This is a genomic window from Pacificibacter sp., from assembly GCF_039769035.1.
GTDB lineage: Bacteria > Pseudomonadota > Alphaproteobacteria > Rhodobacterales > Rhodobacteraceae > Celeribacter.
On sequence record NZ_JBDMZG010000195.1, the window covers coordinates 1 to 16,484 of the forward strand.

At 54.8% G+C, this 16,484-nt stretch carries 14 protein-coding genes and 1 pseudogene; 7 read left to right on the forward strand and 8 right to left on the reverse strand.

Going from position 1 to position 16,484, the window contains the following annotated elements:
• Both ABF287_RS15810 and ppk2 read right to left on the reverse strand, forming a co-directional pair.
• The coding region (locus ABF287_RS15810; RefSeq protein ID WP_347185962.1) for a hypothetical protein at window positions 1-331 on the reverse strand (331 nt) is incomplete at its 3' end.
• 223 nt (window positions 332-554) lie between these two features.
• Window positions 555-1,595, reverse strand: a complete 1,041-nt coding sequence (gene ppk2, locus ABF287_RS15815; RefSeq protein WP_347185963.1) for a polyphosphate kinase 2 — start codon at window positions 1,593-1,595, stop codon at window positions 555-557.
• A 224-nt stretch (window positions 1,596-1,819) separates the two neighbouring features.
• Between ppk2 and parE the strand changes: the two genes are divergently transcribed.
• On the forward strand, window positions 1,820-3,784 hold the full coding sequence (gene parE / locus ABF287_RS15820; protein ID WP_347185964.1) for a DNA topoisomerase IV subunit B: 1,965 nt from the start codon (window positions 1,820-1,822) through the stop codon (window positions 3,782-3,784).
• 21 nt (window positions 3,785-3,805) lie between these two features.
• Complete coding sequence (locus ABF287_RS15825; protein ID WP_347185965.1) at window positions 3,806-4,309, forward strand: YbjQ family protein; 504 nt, start codon at window positions 3,806-3,808, stop codon at window positions 4,307-4,309.
• 262 nt (window positions 4,310-4,571) lie between these two features.
• Here ABF287_RS15825 and ABF287_RS15830 read toward each other — a convergent pair whose 3' ends face one another.
• From ABF287_RS15830 to ABF287_RS15840, 3 genes are all read right to left on the reverse strand, one after another.
• Complete coding sequence (locus tag ABF287_RS15830; protein WP_347185966.1) at window positions 4,572-5,252, reverse strand: ABC transporter ATP-binding protein; 681 nt, start codon at window positions 5,250-5,252, stop codon at window positions 4,572-4,574.
• A complete protein-coding gene (locus ABF287_RS15835) occupies window positions 5,245-6,492 on the reverse strand; it encodes a lipoprotein-releasing ABC transporter permease subunit (RefSeq protein ID WP_347185975.1) in 1,248 nt (415 codons plus the stop codon). Before ABF287_RS15835 ends, ABF287_RS15830 begins: the two co-directional genes overlap by 8 nt.
• A gap of 138 nt (window positions 6,493-6,630) precedes the next feature.
• Complete coding sequence (locus tag ABF287_RS15840) at window positions 6,631-7,131, reverse strand: DUF2937 family protein (protein ID WP_347185967.1); 501 nt, start codon at window positions 7,129-7,131, stop codon at window positions 6,631-6,633.
• Window positions 7,132-7,374: 243 nt separating this feature from the next.
• On the opposite strand from ABF287_RS15840, the gene ABF287_RS15845 reads away from it, so the two are divergent.
• Window positions 7,375-7,887, forward strand: coding sequence for a fasciclin domain-containing protein (locus ABF287_RS15845; RefSeq protein ID WP_347185968.1), 513 nt, complete (start codon window positions 7,375-7,377; stop codon window positions 7,885-7,887).
• Window positions 7,888-7,977: 90 nt separating this feature from the next.
• Here ABF287_RS15845 and proS read toward each other — a convergent pair whose 3' ends face one another.
• Window positions 7,978-9,315 (reverse strand): proline--tRNA ligase, encoded by a 1,338-nt coding sequence (gene proS, locus ABF287_RS15850; RefSeq protein WP_347185969.1) that lies wholly within the window; start codon window positions 9,313-9,315, stop codon window positions 7,978-7,980.
• A gap of 145 nt (window positions 9,316-9,460) precedes the next feature.
• Between proS and ABF287_RS15855 the strand changes: the two genes are divergently transcribed.
• The 4 genes from ABF287_RS15855 to ABF287_RS15870 all read left to right on the forward strand — a co-directional run bounded on the left by ABF287_RS15855 (window position 9,461) and on the right by ABF287_RS15870 (window position 15,216).
• A complete protein-coding gene (locus ABF287_RS15855; protein ID WP_347185970.1) occupies window positions 9,461-10,609 on the forward strand; it encodes an AI-2E family transporter in 1,149 nt (382 codons plus the stop codon).
• Between the two features lie 12 nt (window positions 10,610-10,621).
• Complete coding sequence (locus ABF287_RS15860) at window positions 10,622-11,326, forward strand: DnaA/Hda family protein (protein ID WP_347185971.1); 705 nt, start codon at window positions 10,622-10,624, stop codon at window positions 11,324-11,326.
• A 29-nt stretch (window positions 11,327-11,355) separates the two neighbouring features.
• Window positions 11,356-13,542, forward strand: a complete 2,187-nt coding sequence (locus ABF287_RS15865; RefSeq protein WP_347185972.1) for an RNA degradosome polyphosphate kinase — start codon at window positions 11,356-11,358, stop codon at window positions 13,540-13,542.
• A 111-nt stretch (window positions 13,543-13,653) separates the two neighbouring features.
• Window positions 13,654-15,216 carry a Ppx/GppA family phosphatase gene (locus ABF287_RS15870; protein WP_347185973.1) on the forward strand — a complete coding sequence of 521 codons (1,563 nt, stop codon included), beginning with the start codon at window positions 13,654-13,656 and terminating at the stop codon, window positions 15,214-15,216.
• 81 nt (window positions 15,217-15,297) lie between these two features.
• Here the strand turns inward: ABF287_RS15870 and ABF287_RS15875 are convergent, their stop codons facing one another.
• Window positions 15,298-16,347 carry an endonuclease/exonuclease/phosphatase family protein gene (locus ABF287_RS15875; RefSeq protein ID WP_347185974.1) on the reverse strand — a complete coding sequence of 350 codons (1,050 nt, stop codon included), beginning with the start codon at window positions 16,345-16,347 and terminating at the stop codon, window positions 15,298-15,300.
• Window positions 16,347-16,484 (reverse strand): annotated as a pseudogene (locus ABF287_RS15880) (molecular chaperone DjiA); the annotation flags it as partial. The pseudogene ABF287_RS15880 and the gene ABF287_RS15875, both read right to left, overlap by 1 nt.

Sequence of the window (16,484 nt, forward strand, 5' to 3'; positions counted from 1 at the left end):
CAGGTTCAGCCGTTTTCACGGCGCCACCACTCACGCCAAACCCGAAGCTACCGTCACCCAAGTCATAGCCCAGATCAACGCCTGCAAAGACGTTCTCGGCCAGATAGGCTGCACCAATGGTGCCGCGCCATGATTGGGTTCCGAACATATAATCGATACCGACAGTGCCCGCGACTTTATCTTGCTGATCATCTGAGAACACGCGCAACCCTATGCCGGCCTGTGGCTGACCACCGCCAAAGCTGTAGCTCAGACCAAGTCCGACCGTAGGATCGGCAACAGCAGGTGCAGCAAATGAAAGGAAAAGCGTAGAAAGCAAGACAGTGCGCATTTTGAAAATCCAATATAATATCATTACCCCAAAGCGGGACAAATTTGGTGAAAGCATCCATGATTCTTGTGTCGCAGGTCAAGCGCGGGTTTTTCGGGTCATTTATGCTGTGGCAATATCTCTTCACTTTGGGTTCAGATCCGCCGTTCTCTGTGCCATCACCCGAAGCAAAAGCCGCCCTTTCGAGCGGCCCCTGTTGATCCTATTCAAATACTCTCAAACCCTAGGCATTCTTTCCACGTCGGCTCGACGGGTGCAGGGATGCGCCTAAGATGTGGTCAGCGGAGTGTACCACTTGTGAGGCGTGGCCCACGATCAAGGGATCGGGTGCGCGGGCGATGTCGTGGTTTTTATCGGGGTAATCAATCGTGGACAAAAAGTGCCGCATGCAATTCAGGCGCGCGCGTTTTTTGTCGTTGGATTTGATAATCGTCCACGGCGCATCGGCGGTGTCAGTGTAGAAAAACATCGCCTCTTTCGCTTCGGTGTAATCATCCCATTTGCCCAAAGACGCCTTATCAATCGGTGACAACTTCCATTGCTTCAACGGATCTGACGCCCGCGAGGTAAAGCGCGCCTGTTGTTCTTCGCGCGTCACTGAAAACCAGTATTTGTGCAGCCGAATGCCAGAGCGCACCAACATGCGTTCCAGTTCCGGCGTTTGGCGCATGAATTCTAGATAATCGTTCGCCTCGCAGAACCCCATCACCCGTTCAACCCCTGCGCGGTTGTACCAAGATCGGTCATACAACACGATTTCGCCCTCGGTGGGCAGGTGCTCCAGATAGCGTTGATAGAACCACTGACCGCGTTCGGCATCGGTTGGTTTGTTCAGGGCAACCACACGCGCATGGCGGGGATTTAAATGCTCGGTAAAGCGCTTGATCGTCCCCCCCTTGCCCGCTGCGTCGCGTCCCTCAAACAACAACACGAACTTCTCGCCAGCTTCTTGCGCCCAAAGCTGCGCCTTGAGCAATTCAGCCTGCAAAGCGACCTTTTCCTTTTCATACTTGGCACGCGACAACTTGGTCTCATAGGGATACTGCCCCGCCTCAAAGGCCTGCGCAAAACTGTCCGTCGCGACCTTGGGAAAGCCCGCCTTGTTGGCGCTCTCTGCGTCATTCGTGACGATCTCTGGCGCAGGCTTTATGGCTTTGGCCGCAGTTGGCTTTATGGCTTTGGCCGCAGCGCTTGTCGTTGCACTGGCCACAGAAGCGGGTGGTTTTGGGGCCGCTGCTTTCGGGGAAACGGGGGATGTCGCCATAAATTTTCTCCTAATGAATTTGTCGGCTACGAGTGTATCATCCCCCGCGCGCCCCCACTTTGATCTAGGGCAAGGTTTTGGGCCAAAAGCCCAAATTGCGCGCGCCCAATCCAAGCTATGCGCCCGCGCCCCATATCCCACTTCGCAGCATCTTGCGGTTTGTCCGGTTGAATGGTCTAATCCTATCCCAAACGAGCAAACCATAAGAATCGAGCGCAAAGCCCATGTCCGACGATCTCCTCACAGGCACCACCAAAGCCAAAGCTTCCGAATATGACGCCTCTTCCATCGAGGTGCTCGACGATATGGAACACGTCCGCCTGCGCCCCGGCATGTATATCGGCGGCAAGGACGACCGCGCTTTGCACCACATGGTCGCCGAGATTGTCGACAACTCCATGGATGAGGCCGTCGCGGGCCACGCCACTTGGATCGAGATCGAGCTGCATGAAAACGGCCACGTCTCAGTGCGCGACAACGGCCGCGGCATCCCCACCGATCCGCACCCCAAAGACCCGTCCAAATCCGCGCTCGAAATCATTTTCTGTACGCTGAACGCAGGCGGCAAATTTTCGGGCGACAGCTATGAAACCTCTGGCGGTTTGCACGGCGTGGGCTCGTCTGTCGTGAACGCCCTGTCTGATCATCTGCGCGTCGAAGTGGCCCGCAACAAAGAACTCTTCGCGATGGAATTTTCGCGCGGCCTGCCGCAAGGCCCCCTCGCTAAAATCGGCGCTGCCCCCAATCGGCGCGGCACATCCGTGACCTTCCACCCCGATCCGCAAATCTTTGGCACGCTGAAACTCAAGCCAGCGCGTTTGTTCGCCATGGCGCGCTCCAAGGCCTATCTTTTCTCAGGCGTCGAAATCCGCTGGAAAACCGCGATCTCGGACGGCGACACCCCGCTTGAGGCCAAGTTCCACTTCCCCGGTGGTCTCGCCGATTACCTGAATGAAGCCATGGGCAGCGCCACCACCTATGCCGATCAGCCCTTCGCGGGCACCGTGTCGTTTGAGAAATTCAACGCCCCCGGCAAGGTCGAATGGGCCATCAATTGGACGCCCACGCGGGACGGATTTATGCAGTCCTATTGTAACACCGTGCCCACGCCCGAGGGTGGCACCCACGAGGGCGGCTTTTGGGCGGCGATCCTCAAGGGCATCAAAGCTTACGGCGAACTTGTGGGCAACAAAAAGGCCACCTCGATCACCCGCGATGACCTGACCACAGGCGCAGGCGCGCTGGTGTCGTGCTTTATCCGCGAGCCCGAGTTTGTCGGCCAAACCAAAGACCGCCTCGCCACCACCGAAGCCGCACGCATGGTTGAAAACTCTGTGCGCGATCACTTTGACAACTGGCTGGCCTCTGACACCAAATCCGCAGGCGCGATCCTTGATTTTCTTGTGCTGCGCGCCGAAGAACGCCTGCGTCGTCGTCAAGAAAAAGAAACCCAGCGCAAATCAGCCACCAAAAAGCTGCGCCTGCCGGGCAAGCTCACCGATTGTACCGCCAAAAACCGCGAGAACACCGAATTGTTCATCGTGGAGGGCGACTCTGCGGGCGGTTCCGCCAAAGGCGCGCGCAAACGCGAAACCCAAGCTCTCTTGCCGCTTAAAGGTAAGATCCTCAACGTGCTGGGCGCGGCCTCGAACAAGCTGAACACCAACGCTGAAATCAACGATCTGTGCGAAGCTTTGGGCGTTGGCATGGGCACGCGGTTTAACGTCGAAGACCTGCGCTATGACAAAATCATCATTATGACCGATGCGGATGTCGATGGCGCGCATATCGCCGCTTTGCTGATGACATTCTTCTTCACCCAAATGCGGCCGCTGATTGACCAAGGTCACTTGTACCTCGCTTGCCCACCGCTCTACCGCCTCACCCAAGGCGCGAACCGCCTGTATGTGGCCGATGACGCGGAAAAAGACCTCTGGATGGAAAAAGGCCTTGGCGGCAAAGGCAAAATCGATGTGCAGCGCTTCAAAGGTCTTGGCGAAATGGACGCCAAGGATTTGAAAGAAACCACCATGGACCCGAAGACGCGCAAATTGATCCGCGTGACCATCGACGAAGACACCCCCGGCGACACAGCCGATCTGGTCGAACGTCTGATGGGCAAAAAACCAGAACTGCGGTTCCAGTATATTCAAGCCAACGCGCAGTTTGTTGAGGAATTGGATGTGTAATTAGAGTTCACGCAAGCGGGCTTGCGTGAAATATTTAAAGAGGAAGATATTTTGGCAACATGTAGTAGATGCAAGCAATCACATTTTGGAATGCTGCAATTAAAAGCGGGCCTTTGTGCGGACTGCCGCAAAAAAATTGAAGTCGAAGAAAATGAACGCAAAGTCAAAAAGGCAACCCTGAGCAATCGATCAGAAATAGAAAAACTAATTCTAACGACAGAAAGCGGGAGCAACTTTTCGATCGATAAAAGACTTGGGATTGTTTCAGCAGAATGCGCATTTGGAATGAACATCTTCAAAGATCTTTTCTCAGGCGTTAGGGACGTTGTCGGTGGACGCTCTAGCGCGGTTCAATCAGTTCTTCGGGACAGTAGAAAGATTGTTCTCGACGAATTGCGAGACGAAGCATTTGAACTTGGAGCGGATGCGGTTGTGGCTATCGATTTCGAATATGTTGATCTAAGCAATTCAGGAAATATGATTTTACTGGTCGCAAATGGTACCGCTGTTACGCTTAAAAACTGACCCAAGCGCCTGACCCTGGCTGGGCGACGTAGGCGCCCTCCCGTGGGGATGAAGATGGACCGTCCCACCGGGACGCAAGCCATCTGAACGGGCGCGCGTGATTTTCTTTTTGAAAATCACTCTGAAGAGGCGCGGAACCTCATCCAAGGGCACCAAAAACCATTAAAACATGTAAAGCGCCCCTGCTTTAAACCGTTAAAAAGTTTAAAACACGCGCCACAATGTCTTTAAAAAAGGGCCTCAGGCCCATACTTGGCGCCAGTCAGGCCTCAACCAGCACGCCGTTATCAAGTCGCAGCACGCGGTCCATTTTGCCAGCCAGCTCCATATTGTGCGTGGCGATCAAAGCGGCCAATCCTTCATCGCGGGCCACCGCCATAAGCGCTTCAAACACACGGTCTGACGTCGCAGGGTCAAGGTTCCCAGTCGGTTCATCCGCCAGCAAAAGCGCAGGTTGATTGGCCAGTGCACGGCAAAACGCAACCCGTTGTTGCTCCCCCCCCGACATCGCCGCCGGTCGGTGATCCGCACGCTCCGCAACGCCCACAGAATCCAATAATTTCAAAGCCCTAGCCTCAGCATTCGTTTGCGGCACGCCATTGGCAAGCTGCGGCAAAACGATGTTTTCCAGCGCAGAAAATTCCGGCAAAAGGTGGTGAAATTGATAGATAAATCCGACCTGCGCGCGGCGCATCGCGGTCCGCGCGTGGTCATCCAACCCCGTCACATCCGTGCCATTGATCTGCACAGCCCCCGCATCCGCAGAATCCAGCAGCCCAGCGATGTGCAAAAGCGTTGATTTCCCCGCACCAGAGGGCGCAATAAGCCCCACAACTTCGCCCTTTTTCACCGTCAAATCCACGCCATTCAACACGTGAATTTCATTGGGTTTACCCACATTATAGTGCTTAGTAACACCCTGAATTTCCAGCATATTACTCATAACGCAGCGCCTCCACAGGGTTCATGCGAGCGGCCTTGCGCGCCGGAAAAATGGTCACGACAAACGACAGTCCCAAAGACAACGACACGGCCTTGGCCACATCGATAAATCGCAGCTCAGCCGGCAGCGCATAGATACCCCGAATGGACGGATCCCAAGCCCCACCACCGTTGAGATAATTCACCAGTTGCATGATGCTATCGATGTAGATCGCAAACAACGATCCCAGCGCCACTCCGGCCACAGTTCCGATGATGCCCGTAAAGGCGCCACAGATAAAAAACACCCGCATTACAGAGGCTTGCGTCAATCCAATGGTGCGCAAAATGCCAATGTCACGGCCCTTGTTTTTGACCAACATGATCAGTCCAGAGACGATATTCATCGCCGCGATCAGCACCAAAATGGACAGGATCACGAACATCACATTGTCCTCTATATCCAAGGCGCGCAAGAAGGACCCCGACGCATCGCGCCACGTCCAAACCATGCCCCGCTCGCCCACTGCTGTGAGCAGCGGAATGGCCATGTCATCGACGCGTTCAGGGTGTTCGACCATGACCTCGATTTCGTCGGCTGCGCCGGTGCGATTAAAGTATTTCTGCGCCTCGGCAAAAGGCAGGTAAGCCCTTGTTTTATCGATATCATATCGCCCAGCGGTAAAGACATAGACGACCTCAAAAGACGACACGCGGGGCGATGTACCAAAGGCGGTTTTGGCCCCTTCGGGCGAGATCAATTTGATCTTATCACCCACCCCCACGCCAAGCGACCGCGCCACGCCAGAGCCAATCGCGATGCCGTCCTCAAAGCGCGAAATATCGCCCCAAGCATCATCAGGCGTTTGGCCCACACGCGGAATGGTCAGCAAATCGTCATAAGAGATGCCGTAAACCTCAACCGCTGCATTGGAAGACCGATAGGTGCTCAGCACCTGCCCGCGCACCAAGGGGGCTGCACGGGTGACGCCTGGAACCGTGCGCAAAGCATTGGTCCATTCAACGTAATCTGTGATCGCATTCGAGGGGTTATTCCCGTCCATATAGGCAGAGGAATACACCGTCACATGGGCGTTAGAGCCCAGAATTGTATCAACAAATTCGTTTCGAAAGCCCGTGCGCACAGCCAAGGTGATGATCAAAGCCGCCACCGCGAGGGTGATACCAATCAACGAGATCCACGTCATGGTGGATACACCGCCCTCTTCGCGCCGCGCACGCAGGTATCGCCAAGCAATCATCCATTCGAACCGCGAAAATGGCGCAGTTGAAACACTCTTAGTTTGGGTCACGAGGTTTTCCTTTTGGGACGGATCACAGCTTGGCTGACCATGTTGTTTTAGAGGCAAAAGGTCAAGCCAAGCGCGGTCGCAGCCGGCCTAAAGCCGCGCAACGCGCCTGCGCCGGAACGGCCACAACAGCCCATAAAACAGTACCTTAATGATGGCCCACCCCGCTGCGAAGCCGATACCTGCAGAGACCGCGCCCTCAAGGGTAAAGGGCAAAGCGGGTCGGAACGTATCATAAGTGGCGCGCACCAGATCCAGATCACGTAACCGATGCGGCATCGACACGCGCGCGAGGGGGGACGCATCTGTTAACGATGCAAGATCATTGCTGAGGATGCTGTGCCGGCTGATTGTATTGCGCATATCTGTGCGACGGTTTTCCAAAAACACGGTACCCCCCATAGATGCCAAGGCCTCGTCTCGGGTCATGTCCGCTTTTTGCGCTGAGGCGTCAAAATCTTGGATCACCAAAGACAGGGCATCAATCTGCCCACCCAAGCGCTGCATATATTGTTGGGTGAATTCGGGGAACTGAGACAAAGAGGCCGCGCCAAACATGCCGCCGACGAGTGCTAATGTTTTTACAATCATGCTCTGCCTCGAAGTCTTATGTGGTCATTGCCCAAAGGTTAGCGGGTTCTGAGCTGCACGCCAATGCATGGCTGTATGCTGCGCGAGAAGTCGCCAAAGGTGAGCGCCCCTACTCTGAGCTACGTTCAACATCCCTGTCACGTAAAAAATCACGCAAAAACACGCTTTCGTGAACGCGTGATCCACAATCCAATGGCCCGCGTATCCCTTGCACAACACTAAAAAATCCAATGGGAGAATATCATGTTTAAGTCTATGTCAATCTGTGCCGCTCTGGCGCTCACCGTTTCTGCAACCACCGCGAATGCAGCAAACATCGTTGAAATCGCTGCTGGCGACGAACGCTTTTCAACACTTGTTGCAGCGGTAGGTGCCGCTGGCCTCGCTGACGCATTGTCTGGTCCAGGCCCATTCACAGTTTATGCGCCAGTAAACGATGCCTTTGCGGCCCTACCAGAAGGCACTGTTGAAACACTGTTGAAACCAGAAAACAAAGGCATGTTGACGGACATCCTTTTGTACCATGTCGACGACCGCAAACTGACAGCATCCGGCATTCCTGCAGGGTCTAACTACTTCAAACCAATGCTGGAAAGCGACCGCCTGTGCATCACAAAAGGTTCTGACGGCGTGATGATTTCAGACGGCTCTGGTTCAATGGCAAATGTAATTATCGCTGATATCATGGCTGACAATGGCGTGATCCACGTGATCGACAAAGTGCTCTTGCCTGGTACACGGCCTGCCTGCCACTAAGGCGCAGCTGCGAGAAGACAGCGATCTAGAAATGCAAAACGCCCCGCATAAACTGCGGGGCGTTTTTTCGTGTCAAATTCTTCAGTTGGCCTAGAGCTCTGCGTAGATTTTCGCGATTTTCTCGATGGCCAGTTCTGGCGTCATTTCCTCAGACTCGCCTGTGCGGCGCGAGGTGACTTCGACGACACCGTTTTTCAAACCACGCGGGCCAACAGTGATGCGCCACGGCAGACCGATAAGGTCCATCGTCGCGAATTTACCGCCAGCGCGTTCTTTGCGATCATCGTACAAAGGATCAAGACCGAGCGCTTGGAAGGATTTATAAAGTGCTTCGCAAGCTGCATCTGCTTCGTCATCGCCTTGTTTCAAGTTCACGATGCCAACGTGGAACGGTGTCACGCCTTCTGGCCAGATGATACCGTTGTCGTCGTGGTTGGCTTCGATCAAAGCGCCAAGCAAGCGGGACACGCCGATACCGTGCGATCCCATGTGAACAGGCGTGCGCTTGCCGTCCGTGCCTACGACTTCTGCGCCCATAGATTCTGAGTATTTGGTGCCGAAGTAGAAGATTTGCCCCACTTCGATGCCGCGCGCTGTCATTTGGCGATCCTCAGGGACCTTCGCAAATTCAGCTGCATCATGTGTCTCATCCGTGCGCGCGTAGAGCGATGTGAATTCTTCCATCACGCCGCGGCATTGGTCAACGTCATACGGGTCGATGTCACGTTGTCCGAGCTTAATGTCGGTGACGTTTTTGTCGTAGAACACTTCGGATTCGCCAGTGTCAGCCAACACCAAGAACTCATGCGTATCATCGCCGCCGATAGGACCAGAATCCGCGCGCATTGGAATGGCTTGCAGCCCCATACGTTCATAGGTGCGCAGGTAAGACACGAGGTGACGGTTGTAGGCGTGCAGCGCGTCTTCTTTGGTCAGATCAAAGTTGTAACCGTCTTTCATCAAGAACTCACGACCACGCATCACGCCAAAACGTGGACGCACTTCGTCGCGGAATTTCCACTGGATGTGGTAGAGCGTCAAAGGCAGGTCTTTGTACGAACCGACGTGGGCACGGAAGATGTCTGTGATCATTTCTTCGTTGGTGGGACCATAGAGCATGTCTTTGCCGTGACGGTCAGACAGGCGCAGCATTTCGTCGCCGTAAGCGTCGTAACGACCACTTTCGCGCCACAAATCAGCGGACTGCAACGTCGGCATCAAAAGCGGAATGTGCCCGACGCGTTGTTGTTCTTCGTGAACAATGTTTTCGACCTTTTTCAAGACCTTATAGCCAAGAGGCAACCAAGAGTAGATCCCCGCGGACTGCTGGCGGATCATGCCAGCGCGCAGCATCAAACGGTGTGACGCAATCTGCGCATTGGCAGGAGTGTCTTTGAGAACGGGCAAAAAGTAACGGCTTAGGCGCATCGAACAGCCTCTGAATTAGGTGAATTTACATCGGTCTAAGCGATCCGCCTCGTACAAACAAGGTGCCTCAGACGCACGAAGGGTGCTCTTACACTTGAATGCATCAGCGAAGCGGGCGATATGTAGGAAAACATGGAGATGCGCAGTGGCCTTACCTGTTCGAGAGCAAGTCAAATACTGGAGTGTGGCCAGCGTTGTCTTTTTGGGCACGATCTGGCTATTGGGCGATGTAATCTTGCCTTTTGTCTTGGCGATGGCAGTCGCCTATATGCTGGACCCAGTGGCAGACCGGCTAGAGGCCATGGGACTATCACGCGTCTTATCCACGGTCGTGATCACCGCGGCGGCGGCTCTTATATTTGTTGTAATCTCTTTACTGGTCTTGCCTACCTTGGTGCGCCAGGCCACAGATTTGGTGGCCACAGCGCCGCAATTGTTTGCAGACCTACGTAGTTTTTTAATTGAAAAGTTTCCCGATCTTTTGGATGAAAACAGCCAGCTGCACCAATCATTGTTGCAAATCGGCGAAACAATTCAATCGCGCGGCGGTGCGTTTTTGTCGTCGGCCCTGACATCCGTCTTAAGCATCTTTAACGTTATGATGGTTCTGTTCTTGGTTCCCGTCATCACCTTTTATCTGTTGTTGGATTGGGACCGCATGGTCGCGCAGGTCGACAAATTGTTGCCACGCGATCACGCGCCAGTGCTGCGCGAACTCGCACGCCAAATCGATCAAACGCTTGCCTCATTCATTCGCGGTCAGGGCACTGTCTGTCTCATCTTAGGCGCGTTTTATGCGGCCGCCTTGATGCTGGTGGGCTTGAAATTCGGGCTGGTCACTGGCGCTGTCGCAGGCGCTTTGACGTTTATTCCCTATGTGGGCGCACTTGTGGGCGGGGCCTTGTCCATCGGCTTGGCACTGTTTCAGTTCTGGGGCGGCACCGAAGTGATCAACGGCGAAACCGTTGTGATTGCCACAGATTGGCTGCGCATCGGGCTGGTCGTTGGTATTTTCGCACTTGGACAGTTCTTTGAAGGCAATATTTTGACGCCAAAACTGGTGGGCACATCAATTGGTCTGCACCCAGTTTGGCTGATCTTTGCATTGACGGCTTTTGGGACTCTGTTTGGATTTGTCGGCATGTTGATCGCCGTGCCCGTCGCCGCATCAATTGGTGTGGTTGCACGCTTTGGCATTGAACAGTATCAAGACAGTCGCCTGTACACTGGGCTTGCACATCTTGAGCAAGGCACTGACGCGGCCTATGACGCCGCCGCAAATAAAGAAGACTGAGCCACCCAAATCATGTCCGAACAACTCACTTTTGAATTGCCTGTGCGCGAAGCTCTTGAGCGCGAGGCCTTTTTCGTCTCGCCTTCCAACGCCATTGCCTTGGCCATTTTGGATACCCCTGACCTGTGGCCAAACAACAAGTTGGTTCTGACGGGGCCAAGCGGATCGGGCAAGACCCACATGGCGCATGTTTGGGCCGTCGATCAGTCGGCCGTCATCATCGGCATTGATGAACTGGCAGACGCAGACATCCCGTTTTTGGCCAGCTTGCGCAATGTTGTCGTCGAAGACGCCGATCTGGTGTCCGAGCTGCCACAGCCGCGCGCAACCGAAGAAGCTTTGTTTCACTTGCACAACTTAACGCTGGCGGAAGGCGGTCACCTTTTGATCACCGCTAACACCGCGCCCAAACATTGGCAGCTCAGCTTGCACGATTTGGCGTCGCGCATGGAGGGCACATCGCTGGCCAAGATTGATGCGCCGGATGATGCGCTGTTGTCCGCAATGCTGTTCAAACAATTTGATGACCGGCAATTGGCCATTTCCCAGCCTGTGATCCCCTATTTGGTCAAACGCATGGAGCGTTCAACGGCCAATCTGCGCGGCATTGTCGAAGCACTTGACGCGGCAGCTTTGCGCGAGGCCAAGCCCATTTCCAGAAACTTTGCTGCACAAGTTCTGGACAATATCTCCTTGAGCGCGCAGGATAAAACCTGAAGCTCCCCCAAATTGGTATTGCGCGCAGCATGACTTTGACGACATCAACAGATTTTCTGACAGCCCCCTTTCCGGACGCCATTGAGTTGCCTGATGAGTGCCTCAACAGCCCCAAGCGGTTTTTCAATCGTGAACTCAGTTGGCTCGGTTTCAATTGGCGTGTTCTGGGCGAAGCCAAAAACCCGCGCGTACCCTTGTTAGAACGTCTGCGGTTCGTGTCTATTTCGGCGGCCAATCTGGATGAATTCTACACGGTGCGCGTGGCAGGTCTGCGCGAACTGGCCAAAGCGGGCATCACAACACCCGCAGCAGACGGGCGCTCACCGGCAGATCAACTGGAGCTGATTTCAAAAGATGCGCGCGATTTGCTCGCTGCCCAGCTTTCCGCGTGGGAGGACATTCGCAGCGAAATGGACGCTGAGGGCATTGCGATTTTAACACCAGATCGGCTGAGTGAGGACGACCTCACCTATTTGCGCGATGTGTTTTTGACGCAAGTGTTTCCGGTTCTCTCCCCCCTTGCGATCGATCCCGCGCACCCGTTTCCGTTTGTACCCAACACGGGGTTTGTGCTGGCCCTGCAAATGGAGCGCAACAAAGACAAACGCGCGCTGCAAGCCCTTTTGCCAATCCCAGCTCTGATCGACAGATTTGTGCGCCTACCTGAAACGGTGGACAAGCCAGACCGGTTTTTGCCGCTGGAAGACCTGCTACTGATTTTTATTCGTGATCTGTTTCCTGGCTATACAGCCGAAGGCTCTTGCACCTTTCGCGTCCTGCGTGACAGCGATCTTGAGGTGGAAGAAGAAGCCGAAGATTTGGTACGCGAATTTGAAACCGCCCTCAAACGACGCAGACGCGGCGAAGTTGTTCGACTTAAAATTTCACAAGGCGCGCCCAAGGCTTTGCGGGCTGTGATCAAAGAAGAACTTAGCGTGCGTGAAGACGAGATTGTCGAAGTGGCTGGGACCTTGGGCCTGTCTGATCTTAAAGAATTGGTGCTCGACAGTCGTCGTGATTTGCAGTGGCCTGTTTATACACCCCGCGTGCCTGAGCGTGTTCAAGACCACGAAGGCGATATGTTTGCAGCCATCAAGCAAAAAGACATTTTGCTGCATCATCCTTATGAGACATTTGACCTTGTGATCCGCTTCTTGGCACAGGCAGCACATGACCCGAATGTCGTGGCGATTAAGCAAACTTTGTACCGCACCTCAAATGAAAGCCCTATCGTGTCGGCGCTGTGTGAAGCCGCTGAAAATGGCAAAATGGTCACCGCTCTGGTCGAGCTGAAAGCCCGCTTTGACGAGGCCGCGAACATTCGCCAATCGCGCCGCTTGGAACGGTCCGGCGTGCATGTTGTCTACGGGTTTACCAACTACAAAACCCATGCCAAAATTTCGACAGTGGTGCGCCGCGAAGGCACAAAGCTTGTGACCTATACTCACTTTGGCACCGGCAACTACCACCCGATCACAGCGCGCATTTACACCGATCTTAGCTTTTTCACCTGTGATGAACCGCTGGGCCGCGATGCCACCAAAGTGTTCAATTACATTGGGGGGTACGCCCCGCCTGAGGGACTGGAAAACCTGTCTATCTCGCCCCATACCCTTAAAGCCGACTTGCTAGACGGGATCGCGCGCGAAGCCGCCTTTGCAGCCGAAGGCAAGCCGGCCGAGATTTGGGCGAAAATGAATTCGCTGGTTGAGCCAACCGTGATCGATGCGCTCTATGCTGCAAGCCAAGCGGGCGTTAAAATCAATTTGGTCATTCGCGGCATTTGCGGTCTGAGACCGGGCGTGAAAGGCCTGTCCGAAAACATCCGTGTCAAATCGATTGTCGGGCGTTTCTTGGAACATTCGCGCATCGTCTGTTTTGGCAATGGCAAAGGTCTGCCATCCAAAAAAGCACGCGTGTACATGTCGTCGGCGGACTGGATGGGTCGCAATCTAAACCGCCGCGTTGAAACGCTTGTGGAAATCAAAAATCCAACGGTGAAAGCGCAGATCGTCCAACAGATCATGGCCGCCAATATGGCAGACTTGGCCCAAAGCTGGATCTTGTCCGGTGACGGCACGTGGCTGCGGCCCGAGCTTGCGCCGGATACGACGCCGTTTTCGTGCCACCAATTCTTTATGGAACACCCGTCCTTATCTGGACGCGGATCAGCAGGCGTCAAAGACGTGCCGGAACTCACACACACAGACATGTAGCCCCCCATCTCAGCGCATGTGGCGGGACCAATCGCCACAAAATCGCGCAAAGATTGACATAACTGCCTGTGATTGGGCACTCTCAAAACACAGCCACCGAGGACATCACCTTTGCCGAAATTCAAATCAGCGCTGGAACAAGCAGCGGCCCAAAATGAATGGGGGGCATTTGGGCGCCCTCTTTTTCTTGATGACAATGCACGCGCCTTGTCTCGGGTCGGGGTTGTCGATGTGGGTTCCAACTCCGTGCGCATGGTTGTGTTTGATGGCGCGGCGCGCAGCCCTGCCTATTTCTACAACGAAAAAATTCTCTGTGGCCTAGGCGCGGGCTTGCGCGAAACCGGGCTGCTTAACCCAGAAGGCAAAGAACGCGCCCTTTCTGCGATCAAACGGTTCCAAAAACTGGCGCAAAGCATGGGCATTCCGCCTTTGACGGCCGTGGCGACCGCAGCGGTGCGCGAAGCCTCTGACGGGCCGGAATTTCGCGATGAGATCATGCAAAAGACGGGTCTGCAGCTTTGGGTCATCGACGGAGAAGAGGAAGCGCGCTTATCAGCCCAAGGCGTTTTGCTTGGCTGGCCAGATGCGCGCGGCCTTGTCTGTGACATCGGCGGCTCATCCATGGAATTGGCCAAGGTGGGCGACGGCAAAGTGGGCGAACGCATCACCTCGCCACTCGGCCCCCTTAAACTGCAAGGCCTGAAAGGTGGGCGTAAAGGGATCCGAAATCATATTGAACCAGTGATGGCTGACTTGGCCGAGGTTATGGGAACCGATCACAAGCGGATCTATCTGGTGGGTGGTTCTTGGCGCGCAATTGCACGCATCGACATGGAGCGCCGCGGCTATCCCCTGCATGTTTTGCACGAGTACCGCATGTCTGCGCGCGCTGTCAGCAAGACGATCCAATACATCAAAGAAAATGACCTAGACGCCATTCGTGGTAAGACAGGCACCTCCTCTGCGCGCATGGCGTTGGTGCCGATTGCCTCCGAAGTGCTGCGCCAATTGGTTCGCACGTTCAAACCCAAAGAGATCTGCATTTCGTCCTACGGCATTCGCGAAGGCATGCTGTACGAACAAATGCCAGCGTCCGTGCGCGCGCGCGATCCGTTGATCGAGGCATGCCGTTTTGCCGAACAAAAAGACGCGCGCATCCCTGGCGTTGGCAAACGGCTTCACCGTTTTATTGAACCGATCTTTCGCGCCCGTGCATACGAAAAAATGCGCTTGATCCGTGCTGCGTGTTTGCTGCACGACGTGACGTGGCGTGCGCATCCCGACTACCGTGCCGAGGTCTGCTTCGACAACGCGACCCGCGCCAACCTTGGCGGCTTGAGCCACAAAGAGCGGATTTTCTTAGGCGTTGCTTTGCTCCACCGCTACAAAAACTCGCGCGAAGGCACCAGCTTTTCCCACCTCATTGACATGCTGTCCGACAAGGAAGTCCAAAACGCCGAGGTGCTTGGAAAAGCCATGCGGTTTGGGGCAATGATTGCTGTGGATGCGCCAGATCAGATCGCCAAAATGGACTTTTTCCCCAAGAAGAAAGAGCTCATCTTGACCCTGCGCCCCGAAGCTGTGGATCTGTTTGGTGAAGTGTCAGAGGCACGGTTTATGTCACTGGCATCCTCGCTTGGCGCGAAGACGCAAGTAAAGCACGCAAAGCATTGATATTGTATTGAAATGGCACCTTGAACGCCTCAGTGCGGGCATGTGCAGACGGGCGTTCGAAAACATGCATTGGCGCGCGGATCAGGATGTCTCGATGTCTAAATCCAGCGTCACAGGAAAATGATCCGACGCCAAAAGCAACGCTTCACGCAGGGCCACGTTTTCATAGCACGCGCGGTCATCGAACGGGTGCCAAATACGCCATTTGCCCAAAGGCGCCAAATCTTTTGACACCATGATGTAGTCCAGCAAAGCCGACAGGTATCGGTTTTCTTGATGGATAAAGAACCGCGAAGACGTAGGCGCCGCACTGGCGCGCGGGGCCATAGCCATGCGGGCATGCGGATCAAACAGACGCTGATCTTCTGGTGCACCGCCGTTCCCTTCGCCGATCACGATCTCCAACCCCGAGCGCCCGAACAGCTTTTCATATTCGTCCAAGCCCGGCCCGTCATTGAAATCGCCCAAAACAATGAGCGGCTCGTTTTCGACCAAATGCTGTTCCACACGTTGGCGCAACCAAATGCATTGGGCCCGCTGCTTGCGACGATTTTCGATCGAAATTCGAATTTCGTCATCGCGGTTTCGCGCCCCGTGCGGGGCCTTCGACTTCACGTGCACGCCAATCATTCGAAACGAAAACCCCGTCTGACGGACCTGCATCGCAAGTTCCAAAGGCGGTTTGGAAAAGGTGACAGGATCGCCGGTCATATCGGTATCCAAATCCAAATGGTACACGGAATTAAACGCTGGCGGGGTTTCGTTCTGGCCAACGCCCTCGGGTGTGCCAAGCGGGTCATGGGTGGCGCGCAAAACAAGCGGATCGTACAACAGCGCGATTTCTTGTTGTGTGTCATTCACAAACCCCATGGTCACGGCGCGCGCGCGTATGCCTGCGAAATCCGCAAACTGTTCAAGAGCCTTGACCGTATCGCGACGCCGCGATGTATCGGGCGCCTCAACCACCATCACCGCGTCCGCATCCAGTGCGTTGAACACATCAGATAAGGCATCAAGTTGCTCACGGCGGCGCACGTCGCGCCGCCCAGACCACGCCATGTCCAACAAGGGTCGCCCGTTTTTATCAAATAAGGAATCAAACCACTCGACATTATATGTCGCGATGCGCATCAGCTTGCGCGTTCCAAAGAGATGTCATCCCAAGCGGAGTTGATCTCGGCCAGACGGCGCGTCGCCATTTGCACCGCTTCTTCGGGCACGCCGCGTGCGATCATTTTGTCGGGATGATTGTCGCGTACCAACGCGCG

What these genes read in the sequence shown, in the direction of transcription:
- ABF287_RS15835 (WP_347185975.1), bottom strand. Translation starts at nt 6,492, where the DNA reads ATGATTGCTTGGCGATACCTGCGTGCGCGGCGCGAAGAGGGCGGTGTA.
- ABF287_RS15840 (WP_347185967.1), bottom strand. Translation starts at nt 7,131, where the DNA reads ATGATTGTAAAAACATTAGCACTCGTCGGCGGCATGTTTGGCGCGGCC.
- ABF287_RS15865 (WP_347185972.1), top strand. Translation starts at nt 11,356, where the DNA reads ATGACTTTGACGACATCAACAGATTTTCTGACAGCCCCCTTTCCGGAC.
- ABF287_RS15875 (WP_347185974.1), bottom strand. Translation starts at nt 16,347, where the DNA reads ATGCGCATCGCGACATATAATGTCGAGTGGTTTGATTCCTTATTTGAT.
- ppk2 (WP_347185963.1), bottom strand. Translation starts at nt 1,595, where the DNA reads ATGGCGACATCCCCCGTTTCCCCGAAAGCAGCGGCCCCAAAACCACCC.
- parE (WP_347185964.1), top strand. Translation starts at nt 1,820, where the DNA reads ATGTCCGACGATCTCCTCACAGGCACCACCAAAGCCAAAGCTTCCGAA.
- proS (WP_347185969.1), bottom strand. Translation starts at nt 9,315, where the DNA reads ATGCGCCTAAGCCGTTACTTTTTGCCCGTTCTCAAAGACACTCCTGCC.
- ABF287_RS15860 (WP_347185971.1), top strand. Translation starts at nt 10,622, where the DNA reads ATGTCCGAACAACTCACTTTTGAATTGCCTGTGCGCGAAGCTCTTGAG.
- ABF287_RS15830 (WP_347185966.1), bottom strand. Translation starts at nt 5,252, where the DNA reads ATGAGTAATATGCTGGAAATTCAGGGTGTTACTAAGCACTATAATGTG.
- ABF287_RS15845 (WP_347185968.1), top strand. Translation starts at nt 7,375, where the DNA reads ATGTTTAAGTCTATGTCAATCTGTGCCGCTCTGGCGCTCACCGTTTCT.